We start from the raw sequence: 19077 nt of genomic DNA on the forward strand, positions 1-19077 counted from the left end.
CCCGGCGCGCCCCTCTCATCCCCGCTCCCGCCCACCATGAGCAACTCCTCCTCGAGTCCGAGGTGTTCTACTGGGTTCTCGGCTCCCAGCGGAACTTCTTCGAGTTCCCCTTCGGTATCCAGTACGTGCAGCCCACCGCGGACGGCATCAGGCTCCACCTAGAGAGCAACGCGAGCCTCGACAGCCTGCTGGCCGGCCTGCTGCCTGGGCGGGTGAGCGTGGGTACCGGCGACGACGAGATCCACGGCCTCAACGGGTGCCGGATCACGGCACGAAGCGAGCGCGGCATCGAGCTTCGCCGCCTCGGACAGCCGACAGGATCCGGCTCACCGGACCCTCCCGACGCGCCTTCCAGAAGGCCGAAGCCGCGCTCGCCGAGCGCATCCGTGAGCTTGTCTTTAACCTCTGAGGCTGTTGCGCTCGATGATGCTCTCAGTGCGCCTGGTCGTTTTCCCGACGTCATAGTGGGGCGTGGGGCGGCGGTTCTTCGAACCAAGTGGCCTTCCTGGTCCAGGTATTGAGGGTTTCGGTGCACTGGCCGGACAGTGCAGGTGCGGGCGGAGGTTCCGAAACCCTCGGCGGACTCGGGCCGGGGTAAGCCGTGCGGGTTCGGCCGGCTTCTCCCAGGGGCGGCGGAGGTCTGCCGCGGCTTCACGGGTGAGCCGGATCTGGGTGCGGGCGGCGATGATCAGCCACGTCCAGCGGTCTCCGGCCTCCGGGGGTGCGGAGTTTCGGCCGGGTCCAGCCGAGGGTCTGTTTCATCAGCCGGAAGGTGTACTCGACGTCGAACCTGCGCAGGAACGACAGCGGACGTCGACATCCTCGCCGCTCAGCCCGGTGGCCGACGACCACAGCCAGAGGGGCAGCGGGTCTCCACCACCGGGCAGGCGGTCGACCTGGAGGCGGATCAACGTGCCTTCGATGATGGGGAGTTCATCGGTGTGGTTGATCCAGGCGGAACGGGTGGTCAGCCTCGGGTGGATGCGGTCCCAGGCCATCGCGCGGGCGGTGCCGTACCGGTCGGTGACCTGGACCGTCGCCGCATCCGGCTCGCCCCAGGTCTCCGGCTTGGCGAAGTGGAACTCCTTGCCGTGCTTCGGCGGTCGCCCGCCCTGGGGATAGGACAGGGCGTACTCCTTGAGTGAGGGCGTCGGCCGTCGCATGACGCGGTCGGAGCGCATACGTCCCAGGACCTCGACCGGAAGGCCGTCGAGGAGGTGGGCCATGCGCGGGGCGTCGAAGACGATCAGGATGTCGCGGTCACCCGCGTGCCAGCGGCCCATCTCGATCAGGTCCACGACCACCCGGCGGACCTGGGCGGCGGTGACCTCGGCGACGTCGTCGGCCGGACCGAGACGCACGGCGTCCAGGTGCTGGCACCACGACGTCCGGCCCGATTCCAGGGCCGCGACGAACGAGTACGGCCAGCCGGGCACGAACTGATGCGAGGTCCGTCCGCTGCGGGGTGCCGCCAGTCACGATCTGCTGATTGTCGGCGGTGTCCGGCAGACCACCGCGTCGGCATACCTGGACCCGGCACCGGCACGTCCGAATCTCGGCCTGATGACCTCGGTGCTCGTCACGGGGATCGACCTCGGCACAGAGCGCTGCCTCGGGGTCAACCTGGTCACTGCCGGCCGTCGGGTCCGGGTCCGGGCCGGGCGCACGGTGCTCGCCGCCGGCGCCATCGGTACCCCGCACCTGCTGGTGGCTTCCGGGATCGGTCCGGCCGAGCACCTCCCCGACGTCGGGGTCCGGGTCCGGGTGGAGAGCCCGGGCGTCGGCGCGCGACTGCTCGGCCACATCATCCTGGCCGGGTTGACCGTGCAGGCCGCGCAGCCGCTGCCGCCGCCGTCGGCACATCTCGGTGAGGTCACCCTGCTGCTCGACAGCGAACCGGGACGGGCCTCGGCCGGCTTCCAGGTCGTGTTCATCCACGTGCCGTTCGCGAACCCCTGGCAGCAAGTCCCCGAGAACGGATTCACCTTCGGCGTCGGGCACATGCGACCTTCCGGCGTCGGCACGCTGACCCTGCGCAGCACCGGCCCGACGGTCCCACCGGTGCTCGACTTCGGCTATCTGCGTGAGCCCGACGGCCTGCGCGCCCTGGTCGCCGGAGTCCGCCAGGCCCTCGGCCTGAGCATGATGCCGGCGTTCGACGCCTGGCGCGCCGAGTCGCACGCCCTCCTGGGCGCGTCCGACGCGGCGGTGGAAGCATTCGTCCGCGAGGCCGTACAGTCCTACGGACACGCGGCAGGCACCTGCCGGATGGGCGTCGGCTCCACGTCCGTGGTCGATCCGAGGCTGCGAGTGCACGGCGTGGAGGGCCTGTACGTCGCCGACGCGTCGGTGATGCCCACGATCGTCTCGGCCAACACCAACGCTGCCACCGTGATGATCGCGGAGAAGGCGGCCGACCTGATCGGAGTGGGATGAGGGCGGCCTGCGATCGCGACTTCCTGCACGGGACGTATCCGAGCCTGTTCCCGGGGATTGGCGAGCGGGGCGCAGGCCACCCGGACGGACCGGAAGCCGCCGCCCCCACGGGTGCCGTGGCCGCCCCTTGACGCCGGCACCCTGGCGCGGGACGGTCCTCTTCCGTCCGGCCATCACCGTTGTTGTGTGGCACCCGGACTCCCTCGTCGCCGAAGCCGGCCATGTCCGGGATGCCGTCTCCGGTGACGGCGAGGGGCCGCCTCCCGTCGGCCCGGCTTCGTGGCGGCGCCTGTGCCGGGGGCCGGCGTCCCTGATTGAGGGCATGATCCATGACTTGCTAGCCTTCGGCCATGTTGCGTTTGGATCAGGCGTCGCGCGCCCGCGTCGTAGTGGCGGGGATGGGCGATGCCGGACTTTTGGCGGCCATCAACCTGGTCCGGCATCGACGCCTCGTCGACGTGGTGGGTGTCTCCAGCAAGCCGGGCCTGATCAGTGGACAGAGCCTGGGATGGCGACTGGCCCGGCCCGAAGAGTGGGTGACTCGGTTCAACATCTCCTACGACCGCTTTCGGGTCCTGGACCGCGCGCGCCTGGTGCATGGCTCGCTGACCGGCCTTGATACGGACGCCCGTACGGTCACCGTGAGGTCGGCTGACGGCACGACGACACGCGAACCGTACGACGCGCTTGTGCTCGCCACAGGCGTGAGTAATGGGTTCTGGCGTCAGCCCGAGTTGCAGGACCAGAGTGAGATCGACAAGGGGCTGCGCGACATGCACGCCCGGTTCGCCGCCGCTGATTCCATCGCTGTCGTCGGTGGCGGGGCGACAGCGGTGGGCAGCGCCGCGCAGCTCGCCGAGGCGTTTCCCGCCGCACGGATCGACCTGTATTTCCCCCGAGACCGTGCCCTCACCAGCCATCATCCCGACGTCTGGAACGCGGTGAGGGCGCGGCTCGAACGGCTCCGCGTTCATCTGTACCCAGGCCACCGTGCAGAGCTGCCGGCCGATCTGTCACCGGCGGCGGGGCCCGTCACCTTCGTCACCGGCCAGCCCCCCGCCGAGGCAGGACTCGTGCTCTGGGCAGTCGGCCGGGCCCGCCCGAACACCGCGTGGCTGCCCGAGGACCTGCTCGACCCGCACGGATACGTCCGCGTGGGCGCAGACCTGCGAACGCCCGATCACGACCGCATCTGGGCCGTGGGCGACGTAGCAGCCAGCGATTCCCTGCGTGGTTCGGCCCGCAACGGAGGCCCCGCATTGGTCGCGCGCAACGTCGTGGCCGCACTGCGTGGAAAACCCGGCCGTGACGTGCAGATCCGGGGGCACGCACAAGGAGCCGTTCTCGGGCCCCTGCAGGACGGTCTTGAGATCTTCTCCCACGCCGGCCGCCGCTTCCGCATACCTCGTCGACCCTATTTCGCCTTGGAGCGTTACCTGGAAGGCCCGTTCGTCTACGGCGGGATTCGCCCGGCTTCTTCGCAGGTAGCGGACTCCATGAACCAGGTTCTCTGAAAGCGTCATCTTGTGGCCGACACCCGCGGGCTGCCGCTGATGGTGATGGTCACCCCGGCCGACCTGCACGACTCCGCCGCGGCGAAGGAAGTCCTGTTCCGCCTCCGCCTGATGCACCCTGGGATTACCCTCGTCTGGGCTGACTCCGCCTAGGCGGGAAAGCTCGTGACCTGGGCCAAACGCTATCTCAACCTGACGATCAAGACCGTCAGCCGCCCCAAGGACACCTCCGTCTTCATCGTGCTGCCCCGCCGCTGGGTCGTCGAACGGTCGCTCGCCCGGATGATGAACGCGTGGTGCAGTTTCGCTCGGCTGCTCCTTGGTGCGTTCGTCGGGCTGGGTGCTGGCGGGGTGTCGGCAGTGGGTCTGGTGCTTGCCGGTGGGTTGGTGGCGTGCGTGGAGAGCGCGTGGCCGAGGCCGGTTCGTCATGTCAGGTGGGCCAGGGGTGGCCAGGGGTAAAGGTCTTTGTCCGGTTGGAGAGGCCGGTGTGGGGGCCGCGGGTCTGGCTGACTGCGGGTCGAGCCGCTGTTGGGCAAGCCGTCGTTTACTGACGTCTCGTCCGGTTGCACCGTGCACCGCGCGTTGTCGCCGAACTCGCCCGGGACCCTCGGAGCATCCGGTCAGCCTCCCGTCATGCCGTCGAGCACCACCTGGAAGGCGTCGGTGACGGGCCTCAGCGCACGATCCAGCTCGTCGATGTCGACCACCGCGTCCGCCTCAGCCACCGCGTCCACCGTGACCCAGCGCCTGAGCACCGCGACGTAGGCGGCCTGTACGGCGCCGCCGATCGCGGCCGGGACGGGAGCACTCGCGTCGAGTCCGGTGAGTTCCGCCGCGTACCCGCTCACCGTTTCGGCCCATACGCGCCAGTGCGCGGCAGCTTCCGCGACAAGCGCGGGGTCCCTGTCCAGCACGCGGAAACGGTCGAGCCACGAGTCCGGCGCCGCCGCCTGCGAAAGGCGTGTCGACTGGACGACCGCCGCTCGCACGGCCGCCATGACGGGTACGTCGTCGGCATCACGGAGAGCCGATCGCAGCCGCTCGACGGCGCGGTCGAATTCGCCCCACACGATCCCCGACTTCGAACCGAAGTAGCGAAAGAGCGTCGAGCGCCCGACGCCACCGGCGGCCATGATGGCCTGGAGTGTCGTCGCCTCGTAGCCGTCGCGAAGCAGCAGGTCGAAGGCGATCTTCTCAAGGGTCTCTCGGGTCGAGGCGGGGGGTCGCCCGCGGCGATTGGGGGAGGTGGTCATCGCCCGAGCGTAGTGGAGGAGTATTTTTGGGACGAGGTACCGATATTGGTCCGGTTGACCGCTCACACCACACCGGCCACCCGCCGGGAGACAAGCTCCAGGGAGCAGAGAATGCGCGCATGGCAGTTCACCGAAGTAGGGAAGCCCCTCACCCTGAGAGAGGTGCCGGCGCCGACACCGGACGCCGACGAACTCGTCGTGCACGTCCGCGCCGCCGGGCTCTGCCACAGCGACGTCGGGTTCCTCGACGGCACGCTGACGCCACTGCTCTCGTTCCGCCCGATCACGCTGGGCCACGAGATTGCGGGGGTCGTCTCCGCCGTGGGATCTGGTGTGACGCGGTTCACCGTGGGCCAGAAGGTCGTCATCCCCGCAGCCATCGAGGGTCCGGGAACATCGAAGAACGGCGGGTTCGCGGATGAGGTCGTCGTCCTTGAACGACTCGTCGTCGCACTGCCCGACGGGGTGCCGTTCGATCAGGCGGCAGCCGCCACCGACGCGGGGCTTACCTCGTACCACGCGGTCTCGGTACAGGGGAAAGTCACCGCCGGCTCCCGAGTCGGGATCATCGGCCTCGGCGGGCTCGGCTCGCTCGGCGCGCAGACGGCGCTCGCACTCGGCGCAACGCTGTTCGTCGCCGAGAAGAACGAGCGCGTGCACGATTTCGCCCGCTCACTCGGCGCCGAAAGGGTCGTTGGCGACATCACCGACCTCGCCAGTGAGAACCTCGACGTGGTCATCGACTTCGCCGGGTTCGGGACGACCACCGACGGTGCGATCCACTCCGTCCGCCGGGGCGGACGTATCGTCCAGGTCGGCCTCGGCCGCGCGCGTGGCGAGATCGACCTTCAGGCACTCACCCTCAACGAGGTCGAACTCGTCGGCTCGCAGGCCGGGTCGAAGGAGGACTGCGCGGCGGTGCTGGACCTCGTGGCCGAAGGGAAGCTGTCCTCGCGCATCACCGAGATCGGTTTCGAGGAGATCGGCGACGGCGTCGGCCGACTGGAGCGCGGTGAGGTCATCGGACGGCTGGTCGCCGCCTTCGGATGACATCCCTTGTGCGGACACCGACGGCCGTCCTCGACTTCGATCATTCACGATCGCGCGCCGCCGCGAGGGGAAGGCGCAGGACTGCGTGGAGCACTTCGACGGCGACATGAGCGCGTACGAACGTCGGAACAGCACCGGCAACACGACGTTCAACATCGGGGAGAACACGGGCAACATCGCCGCGAACAGCCGTGACTTCACCATGAACGCCACGACCAACAAGGACGCGATCGACCCCGCAGTCGTCATGCCGGCCCGCGCACTGCGTCAGGCCGCGCCTGCCCTGGAACTGCCGGAAGAAGACGCCCTCGAGTTCACCCAGCTCGCCACGCGTCTCGAAACCGAGCCCGCCAACGGCTCTCCCGACCCCAGCCGGCCCCAGCGCTGGGGCGGATCCATCGTCGGCATCCTCAACTCCCCCGTAGTCAGTGGAGCCCTGGGAAGCGTGCTCGCCGCATAAACCGGCACGGTGCTTCCGGGCCTGCCTCCCGCGTAAGACCGCAACCCAGAATGACCACGGGGTGGGCCGCAAGAGAAAACTCTTGCGGCCCATCCCGTAGTACTACGCCGCCGCCCATTCGAGTCCGAGGTTGGCGAGCATGGTGAGCTTGTCTGTGGTGGGTTTGGTGCGGTGGGTTTTCTGGTTCGTGATCGATAGTCTCCGAGTTTGATGTCCGACTGGTTTCCCAGCAGTTCTAGGTGTCTTCTGGGGGCTGTCAGGGAGCCGGTGCGTGTCTTGTGCTGGGTGAGGGTTGCTTCGCTTTTCTCGAAGGCGCTTATGGGCGCTGTGGCCGGCTTCGCGGGCGTGTCAGGTTCCGCCGGGGCCGGGGTCGGGGCCGGTGGGGTGATGCGGAGTTGTTCCGGGCGGTCGCGGTGTTCGTCGGTCAGGGCCGCCGACACCTCGGGTTTCCGCTGCCGGGTGAGCCTTTTGGCGATGTCGATGCCATGGACGGTGATTCCTGGCTGTAGCTCGGTCATGCCGGCTTCGTCACGCAGCAGTTCACGTGCGGCGGCGTAGTGGCGCTGCCACTGGGCCGGCCGCGCCGGGTTCCAGTCCTCGTCGATCTCCTTCAACGTTGTTTCCCATTCAGGGTGTCCGGCCACCGCTCCGGGGCGGCGGAGGTTGGACGGTCACTGTCCCACCGGCCTGTCCAGCACCGTTGCGGTCCGGGGCGCGCACAGCGTCCAGTACTGGTCGTCGTACGCGCGGGCTGCCGCCAGGTTCTCCTGGAACCGCTCATCCGCCACGGACCAGACCATGCCCAGCCTCTCCAGCCGCGCCGCGCGCCGGCCGGTCATCTGTCCGGCCCCGTACTCGCGCCGCTGCTCCGCGACCCGGGCCCCCAGCGGGAACGGGCCCTCCCGGTGCCCGTGCAGCACCCGGGCATGGCCCTCACGCTCCACGAACTCCCTCAGCGCCGCCCAGCCGCGCGCCCAGTCCTGCCGTTCGGTGTCGATCACGTTGAAGGACACCCAGTCCGCGACCATCACCCGATCACGCGGAGCCGCGAAACGGAGCAGCAGCCGGGATTCTTCCTCGTCACCCTCGGGCCCGGATCCGATGTTCACGGACGGCTGCGCGACGTCCTTCTGCGGCTCCTGCGGGATCGCGAGCAATTCCACGGCCTCTTCGTCGTGAGCGCGCAGCCCGGGACTGTAAGGGGTTCGGTGTAACTCCCGATCATGGAAGATGCATCGATGACGAAGGCTGTGTCGGCGAAGGCTGTGGACGACCGGCTGATCGACGAGCTGGTGGGCCGAGCCCAGGCCGAGGGCCTGCAGCTGACCGGCGAGGGCGGACTTCTCCGGCAACTGACCAAGCGGCTGTTGGAGTCGGCCCTGGAGGGCGAGATCACCGACCACCTCGGACATGACAAGCACGACCCGGCGGGCAGGGACGGCGGCGACTCCCGCAGCGGCGAACGCTCCAGGACCGTGCTGACCGATGTCGGCCCGGTGGAGACAGCCGTGCCCCGCGACCGCGACGGCTCCTTCGAGCCGAAGATCGTCAAGAAGCGGCGGAAGCGCCTGACCGGCGTCGACGAGATGGTCATCTCGCCGGCCGTGAAGGGCTTGACCACCGGTGAGGTCCAGGCCCACCTGGCGGAGGTCTATGGCGCGGAGGTCTCCCGCCAGACCGTCTCCACCTTCACCGACATAGTGCTGGGGGGCATGGCCGAATGGCAGAGCCGCCCGCTCGACGCCGTCTGTCCGGTGGTCTTCATCGACGCCGTCCACGTGAGAATTCGTGACGGCGCGGTCGCCAACCGGCCCGTGACCACCGAGGGCCGGCGGGAGATCCTGGGACTGTGGGCGGGCGACGGCGGCGAGGGCGCCGAGCGCTGGCTGCGCATCCTCACCGAGATCAGGAACTGCGGCGTCAGCGACGTCCTCATGCTGGTCCGCGACGGGCTCAAGGGCCTGCCCGAGGCGGTGGAGACCGTCTGGCCGCAGACGATCGTGCGGACCTGCGTGGTGCACCTGCTGCGGAACTCCTTCCGCTGTGCCGCCCGTCAGGACTGGGACAAGATCGCCAAGCTTCTCAAGCCCGTCTGCACCGCTCCCGCCGAAGAGGCCGCCCTGGACCGGTTCGCCGAGTTCGCCGATGCCTGGGGCCGGAAGTTTCTCCCACTCCTCGAACGAAAGATGGGAGCGTGTGTAGCCTGCGGCCTCATCCTTCATTTTCTCCAGGCTCAGTGAAACAAGCCTGGTGAAATCGCCGATCAGAGGCTCCTCGTCGAAGTCTCCGCTGGTGACCACGGCGATCGACCGCGAACGCCGGCGCGCTGGGCTCAAGTCCTGCAGCCGCGAACGCAGTTCGCCGTCGAGAGAACCCGCGAAGCACGAGTCGACCATGATCAGGATGTGTTCTGCGGGGCTGTCCATCAGCGCGGCGATGAACTCACCGGTCGGGAACGCAGTGCTCAGCAACCGCTCGTCGTCCGTGTGTATGAACGTCAGATAGTGACGACCGGACGAACTGCGCGCTCCGTGCCCGGTGATGTAGACCACCAGCGCCTCGTCGTAGAAGACCTCGTTGAGCTCCTCGGCAAGGAACGAGCGCAGGTCAGCCGTCCTGTGTAGCTGCTTGGGCCGTGAGAGGGCGAAACGGCGCTCACTGTCCAGGGCGCTGCCACTCAGCCACCCTGTCACCACTGCCACCTGAGCGGTGATGGCCTTGGTGAACGACTCGTCCGCGTAGCCGTAGTCGTCAACTCCGATGACCACAAGCCGTCTTGAGACGCAGGGGTCGTCCACCTTGCCACGCTCACTTCACTCGTTCCGGCTACGGGCACACCACTGTAGTCAAGAGCTGTACGCCAGAACGGGTGGCGGTTCTCGACCGAGCTGGATCACCACGAGCGATGAGCGGGGCCGCTAACATCACATCACCACACCGGCCGGTCATGGCGGGGACGACCGCGGAGGAGCGAATGGACAGCTTGCGTGTTGTCGGCGTCCACGGAATCTGGCAGGGCAACACCAACAGCGAGAAGCTGGCGGCTGATTGGCGCGGAGCACTCACCAGAGGCATGAGCCGCCATTTCGGCGCCGACATCCCGATCCCTGCGCTGACTGTACGTCACTACGCGGAAGAGTTCCGGCGCCGTAAGGGCACACTGGGACCGGGAGCCGACGTCTTCGACGACCAGCCGATCGACGCCGATGAAGAAGCTTTCATCGCCGAAGCCCTCACCGAGGTTGTTCCACAAGCCCCCGCAGCGGCTCCTCAGCAGGTCGGAACGCTCGGCATGGGGCTGCCGTACCTCCCTCTGCCGGTCACCCGGCTGATGGCCGGTATCGACGCCACCTGCGGGCGTCACACAGGCAAGCGCCTGCTGTACACCGTCCGCCAGGTTTACAAGTACCTGTACAAGGGAGATATCGGTGCACGTATCCGCGACGTAGTCCGGGAAGACCTTACGCAGCCGGGCACCCGTGTGACCATCGCTCATTCGCTGGGAAGCGTTGTCGTCTACGACCTGTTCCACCGCGGTGAACTCGACCCCGCCTCATGCGACGTGAGCACCTTCATCACTTGCGGCTCTCCGCTCGGCTGGCCCACCGTAAGGCGCGCCGTCAACGGACTTGAGCACCCGCTGTCCGTACCGGGGGGTGTCGAATGGGTCAACGTGTACTCTCTGGGCGACTTGGTGGCTCTGGGACAAGGACTTGCTGGAGTGGCCCTCAAGGTCAGGGACGAGGAAGTCAGCAACGGGACCGCGCCGCACGAAGTAACGCGTTATCTCGACAAGCGCCCCGTATCCGAATCAGTTGTCCGCGCGCTCGCGATCTAGGACCTCTCACCCGGCTCGCAGCCGTAGAACTGTCCTGCTGCTTGACGTGTGCAGCATGATTAATGAATCATTAATCATGCCTCACGAGCAGATGCGCTGTGTCTCCGCGAAGCTGTTCGGCAATCGCTATCGTGCCGAGCTGATGCTGGCGTTGGTGCACGCAGGTACTCAGGGGGTCTGCATGGGGGATCTCGCCCTTCGGAACGGGGTGCCGCCGGGCGTCTACCGGGCTCCGATGGGGGCACTGATGGCTCTGGGGCTGGCGGAGGCTCTCCCCGCAGTGGCTGGGGAGCGGCGTCGTTGGCACCGGACCACGGCCCAGTCCCCGCTATGGCCGTTGCTTCGGCCGCTGCTGGACTGTTTGGCCGAGGAGGCGTCCCCTGCACCGGCACCGTAGACGGGATGCCCCTGCGGGCACGGGAATCGCACTAGGGCAGGGTGGGGTCTATGTCAGCCGTCACGAGCAGCGCAATGGGCAGTTCGGTCAGAGCCGCTTCGGGCGCCCTGGTCCATCCCGGCGGCCACGCGCAGACGCTCTCCCTGCTTGGCACCGACGCCCTGCTCTTCTACCGCTTCGACGCGACCGAGCACTCCCGCAGGCGGCGCGCCGGAATGAAGGCCCTGACCGGTATGGGGCCGCTGGAGACGCTGCTGACTCTGCCGGTGGACATGCCCGTTCCCCTGGACTCCCTCAGTGCGAAGGACAGGGCCGCTGTTCGCAGGCTTCCGGCCGGCTCGGCCGACCGTGACCGGCATGAGATCACCCGCCACGCTGTGCGTCCCCTGCACGTGGACCTGGCGGTCGTGACCGCGGAGCAGCCGAGGCGGGGCCTGGAAGCGGCCACTCGCTTCGCCCCGTTCTGCAGCCGGGCGGTTTTGCTGCGGCGTCCGGCTCCTCGGATGGACGATTTCCTCAACGAGGCGTCGTTCTACGGGGTGGGTGTACTCGTCGACTCGTCCTGCGGCATCGAGATGGTGCTGGAGCCGCGCGCCTACCGGCCGCAGCGTCATACGGCTGCGGCCTGGAATTTCACCGAGGAGCTGTATCAGCGGGTGCGCTGACCTGCCGGCGCTGCACTGCTCGCGGGAGCGGCGTCCGGTACGAGCGCGGCCCACCGCTTGAGCTGCGCGTCGGGCTTGAAGGCGCCCTTCTGGTCGACGGACGCGTTCAGGACGGGGTAGTACTCGACGGCGCTGCGGCACAGTTCGTGCCACCGTGTCTGACGTGCGTAGCCGGGCGGTGCGGCCATGACCGCGTGCAGCCAGGTGCCCATGGTCTCGACGTTGTGTGCCGCGGCCTGACGCTGGTGCTCTCCGAGCATGCTGGTGAACCGGTCCAGTCCGTCGCCGCCGCAGACCGTGCAGTTGCACCGAGGGCTGTCCGCCGCAGCGAAGGCTTTGGCGATCTTCGAACCCAGGAAGAAGCCCATCAGCTCCGGAAAGATCACGTGAGGGGCGCGCATGATCGCTTTGGTGGACTGGGTCGGCTGGCCGGGCGGGACGATGTGCCGCAGGGAACCGGTCGTTCCGTAGGAACCGAAGGACGCCCCGTGGGCCAGGGCGCCGAAGACCGCGAGGTCGGTGCGCATCAGGGCGGCCCCGGGCACCGACGCCAGGACGCGGCGGAGGTTGCCGACGGCCTGCGGGAAGCGGCCGAGCGGGTCCATCTGCCCGCCCAGCATGAGGGCTTTGGGGCCCTTGGCCAGGTTGAGCGCGCCGATGAGCTGGCGCACGCTGTCGTCCTCCTGCAGCCACCCGACGTCGACGGGGGCGGCGAAGATGAGCGACGAATCGTCCAGAGCCTCGACCTGCCGGGCGGCGGCCAGAAGCGAATCCGCGTCCTCTGCCTGGATGTAGCCGGTCGGAGTGATCGCGGCGGTGACGCCCGCTGCGCGCTGCCTGTTCACCGACACCCGCAGCGGGTCGTCGAACTGCGGGTCTCCGAAGGAGAGCCCCTCGTCCTCGGTCTGCGGGAACGGCGCCTCCGGTGTGGCGACGTGCGACGTGTACACCTCGGGATCGACGAGCAGCGGCGCGGTGAGATCCTCCTTGCGCAGCTCCATCACCTTGTTGACCGCCCCGTCGCCGCACAGCACCAGGCCACCGCGACCGGTGTCGATGTGGTCCCGGACCTGCCAGAGGCGGGACATGGAGACGTGCAATAGCAGCCGGCCGTCCAGAGGCCCGGGAGACAGGTATGCCGCGCGGGCGGTCTGGTCGGACGGGCCGGTGCCGTTACCGGGCAGCAGGGGATCGGAGGGGGAAGTGCCGGTCATGTCGTCACCTTCGAGGAGGGTTCACGGACAGCAGGCGGTTGCCTTCGCGGTAGAGGCGCACGAAATCCGCAGGAAGCAGACGGGCGCTTGAGGCGGCCTGCTCCGTGGTGAGGGTGCGTTCTTCCAGCAGCCTGTCGACGAGGAACGGCACGCGACAGGGCTCTTCGAGGGGAACGTGCACCGGTTCGGAGGTGCGGTATCCCAGGGCCGACATTTCGATGATAACCGTGCGGTACTGCCAGTCTGTGATGGCGTTCAGCGACATGGCGCGGCGCAGCAGGGCGCTCATGGAGACCCTCCAACTACGCTTCAGGCCAATCAGTTTGGTGATGTCGATGCCGCCGGTGAACTCTCCGCGGATGTCACTTGCGGGCATCAAGAACTCCGAGGCGAAGGCATCGGCCTGTTTCTCCTGTTCCGGGCCGGATCCCGGCTCGCGGTGCAGGACGAGATGACCGATCTCGTGGGCCACACTGAACCGGCAGCGGTCTCCGGGTGCACGGCTGTTGACGAGGAACAGCGGGGCCTGGCCGGCAGTCCACTGGCTCGCCGCGTCTAGCAGGTCGCTGTCCAGGTCCCGCAGCACGACCAGGGCTCCGGCTTCCTCCGCGGAGCGGACGACGTCGGTCACCGGCCCGGCGGGCATGCCCCACCGCTTGCGCACCAGACGGGCGGCATCCTTCGCCGTGACCAGGTCGCTCAGCTCAACCTGGGGGAAATCGGCTTGCGGGTTCTCCTCCCCGGCCGCGCGGTACAGGCCGTTGAGCTGGATCCGTGTCAGGGCGAGTTGCGCGTGGATGCGGCGCAGCGCTCCAACCGGCAGGGAGGCCCGCTTGCGGTGGTGGATCAGCCCGACTCCCACTCCGTGCACCTGTGGATCCAGGCACAGTAGGTCCGGTGGGTAGGACAGGGCGGCGGCATACAGCTCCAGCCGTTCACCGGTGACCACCAGGCGCCCCGACTCGGCCTTGCTCACGTATCCCTGGGACACCGAGACGCCCGTCCCCCCGGAAGCCTCGGCCATCGCGGCGGCCACATCCGTCTGGGTCATGCCACGGGACTCACGGACAAGCGTGAGCATCGCCGACTGCGCCTGCGGATCCTTGGCCACCATTCATCACCCCCTATCAGACCTCGAAATACTACCACCAATTATTCCCGGAGTGATTCGTCGAGATCGTGCTGGCAGAGGGGCGGGGTGTCCGGCAAGTCGCCTGTTCCCAGGGAGTACCGACGGGCAGTCACTTGAGCGGCAAGCCCCCCGAGGGGAGCCGGATTCTCTTTAGGCCGGTGAGGACTCCGAGCAGACGTGCGTCCACGTTCCCGCGCGAGGCGCGGGCCAGTTCGGGAAGACGCCTCAGGTTGATGCGCATCTGGCGCACCGCCCTGCCGCTTCCCGGCGAGGGAGATCTGGGCTTCGGCTTCGGACACCTTGTACTCGGTGCCCAACTCGCCGGCCCATGACGGCGGTACGGCACCGGTCACGCGGAGCGCGAGATCCTCGTGCTCCGAGCGCTGGCCGAAGTACGCGCGGACGAGGGCAAGTTTGAGCGCAAACTCCGCACCTGGCCACCGCCGAAGAAGACGAGCAGCGCTAGATCGTCCTAAGTGCACCCCGGTTTGGCATGCCGCGCCAGGGCGCGGACCAGGTCACCGGTTGAGGGTGGGTAGAGCGCCTAACTTCCTGAGCGCCCCCGTCGGCGTCTCCGGCTCCGGGATCAGGCCCCGGCGGCGAGCGCCGCGGCCGAAGTAGTACGACCAGTCGGGCGGTGCGGGAGCGGGGCTGGGATGCCTCACTCAGCGGACGTCTCCTGGGGGCCGGTCAGTTGCCAGCCTCCGGCTTTGTGTCTCGGCCGTGCATGCCGGTCATCGGTGGCGGGGCTTCTCTGCCTGACCGTTCTCGGTCGGCCTTGAGCACAGTTGCGCACGTACGGTCGAGAGTTGACCGATTTTTGCGTTCGGGAACGTCGAGAACCGCAACCTGTGCATTAACTGACAGTAGTGGTGGTGAGTCGTTGGGTGAGGGACTAGCGTCTTCATACGATCGGCTCACCCAACGGGCCGACCGAGGCCGACTCTGTCGCGGGGCCAACCACATACAGAGCCGGACTCGTTCGTATTCACACCCAAGACGACCAGGAGTACGTGTGTCTCTTGACCATCTCTCCATGCCGCACGAGAGCGGACCGGCAGGGCTTTTCGACCGTAGCATTCCTCCGACACGCCGGACTGAAACCCGCGTGCTGCGTGACTTTCTGGTCAGTTCGCAGGTAGGGCCCCTTATCTCTATGCCAGTTGTCGGCATGGTCCTGATTTTCCGGCCCGAGGCCGCAGAAGCCGTACTGACAGCGGCCGTCCTCACCACGGTCGTTCTGAGGAACTCCCTGGTCCGCTACCGGCGGCAGCGCTGGTCCTAGCGGTGCTTCAGGCCCGGGGGTGCGCCGAGCGCACCCCCGGCGTCGCCGGACGCTCGTTCGACCGGCTGTAAAGCAGTCGGCTCATGGGGCAGAGGCCCCTGTCTCGCCGGTCCGGCAGATTGCCATTTTCCGGCCCGTGTTCTCAGAAGAGAACGTGAGTGCGAAGGATCAAGCGCATGCCCCAGAAAGAACCTTCCGAGACCCGCTGTCTCGGTCCCGGGTGCCGAAGCACCATCACGCGGAAGCCCGGTTCGGGACGTCCTCGCCTGTACTGCTCCGACGCCTGTGGTGCCCGTTACCGCAAGGCCAACCCGCGCGTGAACGACACCGCCGACACCGCGGCCGCCCTGGCCCGGCACGCGGCTCTGCTCGAGGAAGCCAGCACGACCGGTGACGTCGACCGTGCGCTCCGCCTGTACGCCGAGTGTAACCAGATCATGAAGGAGTTACTCAAGGCCGTGGTGGTCCTGTGCCGCACCAAGATGAAGACCTCGGAGGTCGCATCGGCCCTGCACGTAAGTGTGGACACCGTGAATCGGCACGTGCTCGCGGCCCGCGAGCGGGCCACCGCGTCGGCGCCGCCCGTGGTGCCACCACCCCGCTCCCGTCATCCGGAGCGGGCACCGCGCCGCCCGCTGCGTCCGGCCGGCGGTACCGGCAGCGCCGACGGCGGCCCCCCGGGCCGGCCAGGCGTCATCCTCGCCAGCGCGCTGTCCCAGCTCCAGCGCACCAGCAAGAAGAACCACAAAGAACTCGCGTCCGAAGCGTGTGTCGATCCCTCGTACATCTCCCGCATCCTCAGCGGCGAGCGTGTCCCCTCATGGGGCGTGACCCGCAGATTTGTGGTGTCCTGCGGCGGAGACCCGCTCGAAGTGCGGCCCCTGTGGGACACCGCGCGCGGCTACCACGTCGTACTGCCCACCGCCCTTCACGCCGCACTGCGGGGTCTGCACCTGGCCGCCGCCCAGCCGCCCATCGACCTTCTCCGGGCCAGGACCCACCTGTCCGCAGCCGACATCACCGCCGCACTCCAGGGCGACCGCCTGCCGGACTGGCCCACCACCACCCGCCTCGTCACCGCTCTGCAGGGCCAGCCGGAGGCCATCCGCCCCCTGTGGGACGCCGCCCAGGCCACCACGCCCGCTGGGCCCGACACCACCATCACCTGCAGCATCTCCACGGGAGCGTTCGGATGACCACCCTCACCCGTCCAACAGCCCGCCTCCCCACAGCCGATGCCCTGCCTTCCACCGGCCCGGACATCGCCCTGCCGTTGGAGTTCCGGGCCTTCCACACCCTGCACCAGCACGCGTACCTCGCCTACGCCGCGGCCCACACCACCACCCACGCCGTCGACCTCGTAAGCGGCGCATTCGGCACACTGGCCGTCAACTGGACCACACTGCTGCGCAGTTCCAACCCCACCGCCGCCGCCTGGGACCAGGTCGCCGCCCACATCGCCCGCCGCGCCCGCCGCCTCCCCCTGGGACCCGTCTCTCCACTCCAGTACCAGCTGACCGTTCTCCACCAGCTCGCCCGCCTCTCCATAACCGCCGCCGCCGAGACAACCGGCCGCGACCACGCCACCGCATGCTGCCTTCTCGGCAGGCCCTACCAAGCGCCCGCTCCCGCTGCGTCACGGCCCGCGTGGCGAGCGCGCCTGCCCAGCCTGCGAAGAAGCTGACCACGGGAGTGTGCGTAGGACTGCCGAACGTCGGCCTGGGAATCACCGAGGCGGTCGAACGGCCGACCTGCGCGATGTACCCAGGCCAGGGGCTGAGGCGCGGTGTGGAACGCGTCGCGTTCTCTTCTGCGGCTGAGACGCCGGGCTTTCCTACCAGATGCCGTCGATGACTTTTTCGAGGGCGAGGTTCCACTGCGATTCGTCATCTTCGAAGGGCCGTCGGCGGTGGCCGCCAACTGGGCGAGTTCGGGCCGCAGTCTCGGATCCGCGGCGTCGCGCAGGGTGGTGAGCAGCACCAGTGCCCGCTCTGCGGGTCTCTGGTCCCGGCACAGCGACTGCCCGGCACGCAGCCAGGCGGAATGCAGCCCCTCCGCGCTCCTTCCTGTCCGCGTCGAAAGCGGCGGTGACCAGCCAGGGATCGGCCGCACGCACAACGCGGCCGGGTCGTCCAGATCCATCAACGCCGCCCCCGAGCAGGTCAGTTGCCGGTGGACGGCGGTGCCCGAGCGGGTCTCGACCACGAGCCGGACATGGTTCAGGGCATCGAGCGCGAGCACCAGCCCGGCGAGCCTGTCCGGATCAGAGCCCGCGTGCAGATCCGGACGGGCGATCGTGGCCCGGCGCCGGTCGGCGGCCAGCCGCGTCAGGAACTCTCCAGGCCTCCGGGCGACAAGACTCAGCTGATCGGCCATCGTTCAGACCGCGCCGTGCGCGCTTTGCCCCGCGAGGGGTGCATACGATTGGACGGTGTGCTCCGTCCGGTGCCGGGACGGGTGCCGTGCCGCACCAGCCAGGCCCAGCAGCGCCGACTTCCCGCACCGCGCCCCGCCCGTGATCAGACACAGGCCCGGCGCCGCGGAATCGGCCAGCCACCCGAGCAGCGCGGCCCCTGCCGGTTCACGCCCGGCCGCGGGCCGGCCCCACTTCACCGTGCTCACCCGCGGCATGCTTGCTCTGCCGCCCGCGTGATCAGCCCCTTGAGTCCCGCCTCGCGGGAGGCGGCATCACTGCCGTAGTCGAAGGCGTGCGTGAACTCCGCCTGCGGGAACAGTCTCTGCATCCACACCGCGCAGTAGTGACCGGGCATCATGCACGCCTGCAACTCGCAGAACACCCGCCGCACCTGCCCCGGAGCCACACCCTGGGCGGACAGCTCCCGCCAGACAAGCTCCTCCGGATGCGCGCGCCCCGATCCCGTCGCACCCGTGACGATGTGCTTCTCCCCGGGCCCTGTCGACGTACTCGAACGCTGCGGAGAAAGGGAAGTTGAGGGTGTGCCGCACATCGTCCAACACCCGCGGCCACCACCCCTCCCGCTCGTCGAACGCGCCCGCGTCGATCCCGCGCAGCGTCTCGGTCAACTCCCGGAGAGCGCCCGCCGCTTCCGTAAGAACGGACGAGGTCGCGATGACCGGCAGGATCCGGTCCAGCGCGGCCAAGGACGTGTTGAACGTCGTAAGGGCCGAGCTGACGTACAGGTCCTCCTCGCAGCCTTCCGTCATGACCGCCTGCAGAACGGCGTCCGGCCGAGCACACAGATGAGCCGGCCCGCGTGACGATCCGCAGCCATCCCTCCAACTCCGTTGCCGGGCGCGGAGGACTGCTCTGAACCGTGAGAACGCCCAACGAGAGCACGTCACTTCCGCCGGCGGCAGTGAAGTAGGGGGAAATTTGCAGCGGCACACCCGTCTTCTCCAGGCCCGCGCGTCGGCTCGGGAAGCCGTGCATCTGAGTCGGGCCCAGGGGGAAGCGGCGCTTGCCTTCGGCACCGAACTGCGCGACGGGTGGATCACAGGGCGGCACTGGTACCGGGCTCTTCGCGCAGCAGATGGACGGTCTACGGCCGCAGCCCGCCGCATTCGTGGGATCTCTGAGCCGGTTCATGGGCCGAGAGACGGCGACGTCATGACCGCAGGGTTGCCTGTGCCGGTGACTGCCGTCTTGGAGTGTGAACTCTTGGCGGCGCTGGAGCCAGTTCCGGTTGTCTTTCGCTTTGCCGTTCGAGGTTGTTGGCGTGATCTTGTCATTTGCCGCCCGGCCGTGACGGTTTGTGTGTAGGTTGTGACTGCTCGCATGGGGAGTGTGGGTGTCATGGGTTCTTCGTGATCCATGAGGGGGTTTTGGGGAGGGGCCGCGGTGCGCATGCACG

Annotated in this window: 13 protein-coding genes and 4 pseudogenes; 10 read left to right on the plus strand and 7 right to left on the minus strand. The window is 68.3% G+C overall.

The window, feature by feature from the left end; all coding sequences use genetic code 11:
• Positions 1-398 precede the first annotated feature (398 nt).
• Positions 399-1463, minus strand: a pseudogene (locus OIE74_RS38105) (transposase); the annotation flags it as partial.
• Between the two features lie 25 nt (positions 1464-1488).
• Here OIE74_RS38105 and OIE74_RS38110 point away from each other — a divergent pair.
• The 3 genes and pseudogenes from OIE74_RS38110 to OIE74_RS38120 all read left to right on the plus strand — a co-directional run.
• Complete coding sequence (locus OIE74_RS38110) at positions 1489-2436, plus strand: GMC family oxidoreductase (RefSeq protein WP_329392581.1); 948 nt, start codon at positions 1489-1491, stop codon at positions 2434-2436.
• 350 nt (positions 2437-2786) lie between these two features.
• Positions 2787-3950 (plus strand): FAD-dependent oxidoreductase, encoded by a 1164-nt coding sequence (locus OIE74_RS38115; RefSeq protein ID WP_329392098.1) that lies wholly within the window; start codon positions 2787-2789, stop codon positions 3948-3950.
• Positions 3951-4244, plus strand: a pseudogene (locus OIE74_RS38120) (transposase); the annotation flags it as partial.
• Between the two features lie 326 nt (positions 4245-4570).
• Here OIE74_RS38120 and OIE74_RS38125 read toward each other — a convergent pair.
• Entirely contained in the window at positions 4571-5203 is a 633-nt protein-coding gene (locus OIE74_RS38125) for an acyl-CoA-like ligand-binding transcription factor (protein ID WP_329392099.1), read from the minus strand.
• Between the two features lie 111 nt (positions 5204-5314).
• Between OIE74_RS38125 and OIE74_RS38130 the strand changes: the two genes are divergently transcribed.
• Together OIE74_RS38130 and OIE74_RS38135 are read left to right on the plus strand one after the other, a co-directional pair.
• Complete coding sequence (locus OIE74_RS38130; protein ID WP_329392100.1) at positions 5315-6253, plus strand: zinc-binding dehydrogenase; 939 nt, start codon at positions 5315-5317, stop codon at positions 6251-6253.
• Positions 6254-6338: 85 nt separating this feature from the next.
• Entirely contained in the window at positions 6339-6713 is a 375-nt protein-coding gene (locus OIE74_RS38135) for a hypothetical protein (protein ID WP_329392101.1), read from the plus strand.
• Between the two features lie 671 nt (positions 6714-7384).
• On the opposite strand, the gene OIE74_RS38140 is transcribed toward OIE74_RS38135, so the two are convergent.
• The gene (locus OIE74_RS38140) at positions 7385-7876 is read right to left on the minus strand and encodes a helicase associated domain-containing protein (RefSeq protein WP_329392102.1); all 492 of its coding nucleotides are present in this window, start codon (positions 7874-7876) and stop codon (positions 7385-7387) included.
• A 75-nt stretch (positions 7877-7951) separates the two neighbouring features.
• On the opposite strand from OIE74_RS38140, the pseudogene OIE74_RS38145 reads away from it, so the two are divergent.
• From OIE74_RS38145 to OIE74_RS38155, 3 genes and pseudogenes are all read left to right on the plus strand, one after another.
• Positions 7952-8878, plus strand: a pseudogene (locus OIE74_RS38145) (IS256 family transposase); the annotation flags it as partial.
• A gap of 809 nt (positions 8879-9687) precedes the next feature.
• Positions 9688-10551, plus strand: a complete 864-nt coding sequence (locus OIE74_RS38150; RefSeq protein ID WP_329392103.1) for a hypothetical protein — start codon at positions 9688-9690, stop codon at positions 10549-10551.
• A gap of 447 nt (positions 10552-10998) precedes the next feature.
• The gene (locus tag OIE74_RS38155) at positions 10999-11613 is read left to right on the plus strand and encodes a hypothetical protein (RefSeq protein ID WP_329392104.1); all 615 of its coding nucleotides are present in this window, start codon (positions 10999-11001) and stop codon (positions 11611-11613) included.
• Here the strand turns inward: OIE74_RS38155 and OIE74_RS38160 are convergent.
• On the minus strand, positions 11598-12827 hold the full coding sequence (locus tag OIE74_RS38160; protein ID WP_329392105.1) for a hypothetical protein: 1230 nt from the start codon (positions 12825-12827) through the stop codon (positions 11598-11600). The genes OIE74_RS38155 and OIE74_RS38160 overlap by 16 nt on opposite strands.
• A gap of 4 nt (positions 12828-12831) precedes the next feature.
• Positions 12832-13941, minus strand: a complete 1110-nt coding sequence (locus OIE74_RS38165; RefSeq protein ID WP_329392106.1) for an ImmA/IrrE family metallo-endopeptidase — start codon at positions 13939-13941, stop codon at positions 12832-12834.
• A 1620-nt stretch (positions 13942-15561) separates the two neighbouring features.
• On the opposite strand from OIE74_RS38165, the gene OIE74_RS38170 reads away from it, so the two are divergent.
• Both OIE74_RS38170 and OIE74_RS38175 read left to right on the plus strand, forming a co-directional pair.
• Positions 15562-16440: a helix-turn-helix domain-containing protein gene (locus tag OIE74_RS38170; RefSeq protein ID WP_329392107.1), complete on the plus strand. Its 879-nt coding sequence runs from the start codon at positions 15562-15564 to the stop codon at positions 16438-16440.
• On the plus strand, positions 16437-16928 hold the full coding sequence (locus tag OIE74_RS38175; protein ID WP_329392108.1) for a hypothetical protein: 492 nt from the start codon (positions 16437-16439) through the stop codon (positions 16926-16928). Before OIE74_RS38170 ends, OIE74_RS38175 begins: the two co-directional genes overlap by 4 nt.
• Before the next feature lie 934 nt (positions 16929-17862).
• Here OIE74_RS38175 and OIE74_RS38180 read toward each other — a convergent pair.
• Together OIE74_RS38180 and OIE74_RS38770 are read right to left on the minus strand one after the other, a co-directional pair.
• On the minus strand, positions 17863-18213 hold the full coding sequence (locus OIE74_RS38180; protein ID WP_329392109.1) for a nucleic acid/nucleotide deaminase domain-containing protein: 351 nt from the start codon (positions 18211-18213) through the stop codon (positions 17863-17865).
• A gap of 58 nt (positions 18214-18271) precedes the next feature.
• A pseudogene (locus OIE74_RS38770) lies at positions 18272-18787 on the minus strand (hypothetical protein); the annotation flags it as partial.
• Between the last annotated feature and the right edge of the window lie 290 nt (positions 18788-19077).

This window comes from Streptomyces sp. NBC_01716 (assembly GCF_036248275.1).
In the GTDB taxonomy this organism is placed as follows: Bacteria; Actinomycetota; Actinomycetes; order Streptomycetales; family Streptomycetaceae; genus Streptomyces.

Excerpts from the sequence above, each read along its gene's own strand:
- OIE74_RS38130 (WP_329392100.1), top strand. The coding sequence starts at position 5,315 with ATGCGCGCATGGCAGTTCACCGAAGTAGGGAAGCCCCTCACCCTGAGA.
- OIE74_RS38180 (WP_329392109.1), bottom strand. The coding sequence starts at position 18,213 with ATGTGCGGCACACCCTCAACTTCCCTTTCTCCGCAGCGTTCGAGTACG.
- OIE74_RS38155 (WP_329392104.1), top strand. The coding sequence starts at position 10,999 with ATGTCAGCCGTCACGAGCAGCGCAATGGGCAGTTCGGTCAGAGCCGCT.
- OIE74_RS38115 (WP_329392098.1), top strand. The coding sequence starts at position 2,787 with ATGTTGCGTTTGGATCAGGCGTCGCGCGCCCGCGTCGTAGTGGCGGGG.
- OIE74_RS38175 (WP_329392108.1), top strand. The coding sequence starts at position 16,437 with ATGACCACCCTCACCCGTCCAACAGCCCGCCTCCCCACAGCCGATGCC.
- OIE74_RS38165 (WP_329392106.1), bottom strand. The coding sequence starts at position 13,941 with ATGGTGGCCAAGGATCCGCAGGCGCAGTCGGCGATGCTCACGCTTGTC.
- OIE74_RS38160 (WP_329392105.1), bottom strand. The coding sequence starts at position 12,827 with ATGACCGGCACTTCCCCCTCCGATCCCCTGCTGCCCGGTAACGGCACC.
- OIE74_RS38125 (WP_329392099.1), bottom strand. The coding sequence starts at position 5,203 with ATGACCACCTCCCCCAATCGCCGCGGGCGACCCCCCGCCTCGACCCGA.
- OIE74_RS38150 (WP_329392103.1), top strand. The coding sequence starts at position 9,688 with ATGGACAGCTTGCGTGTTGTCGGCGTCCACGGAATCTGGCAGGGCAAC.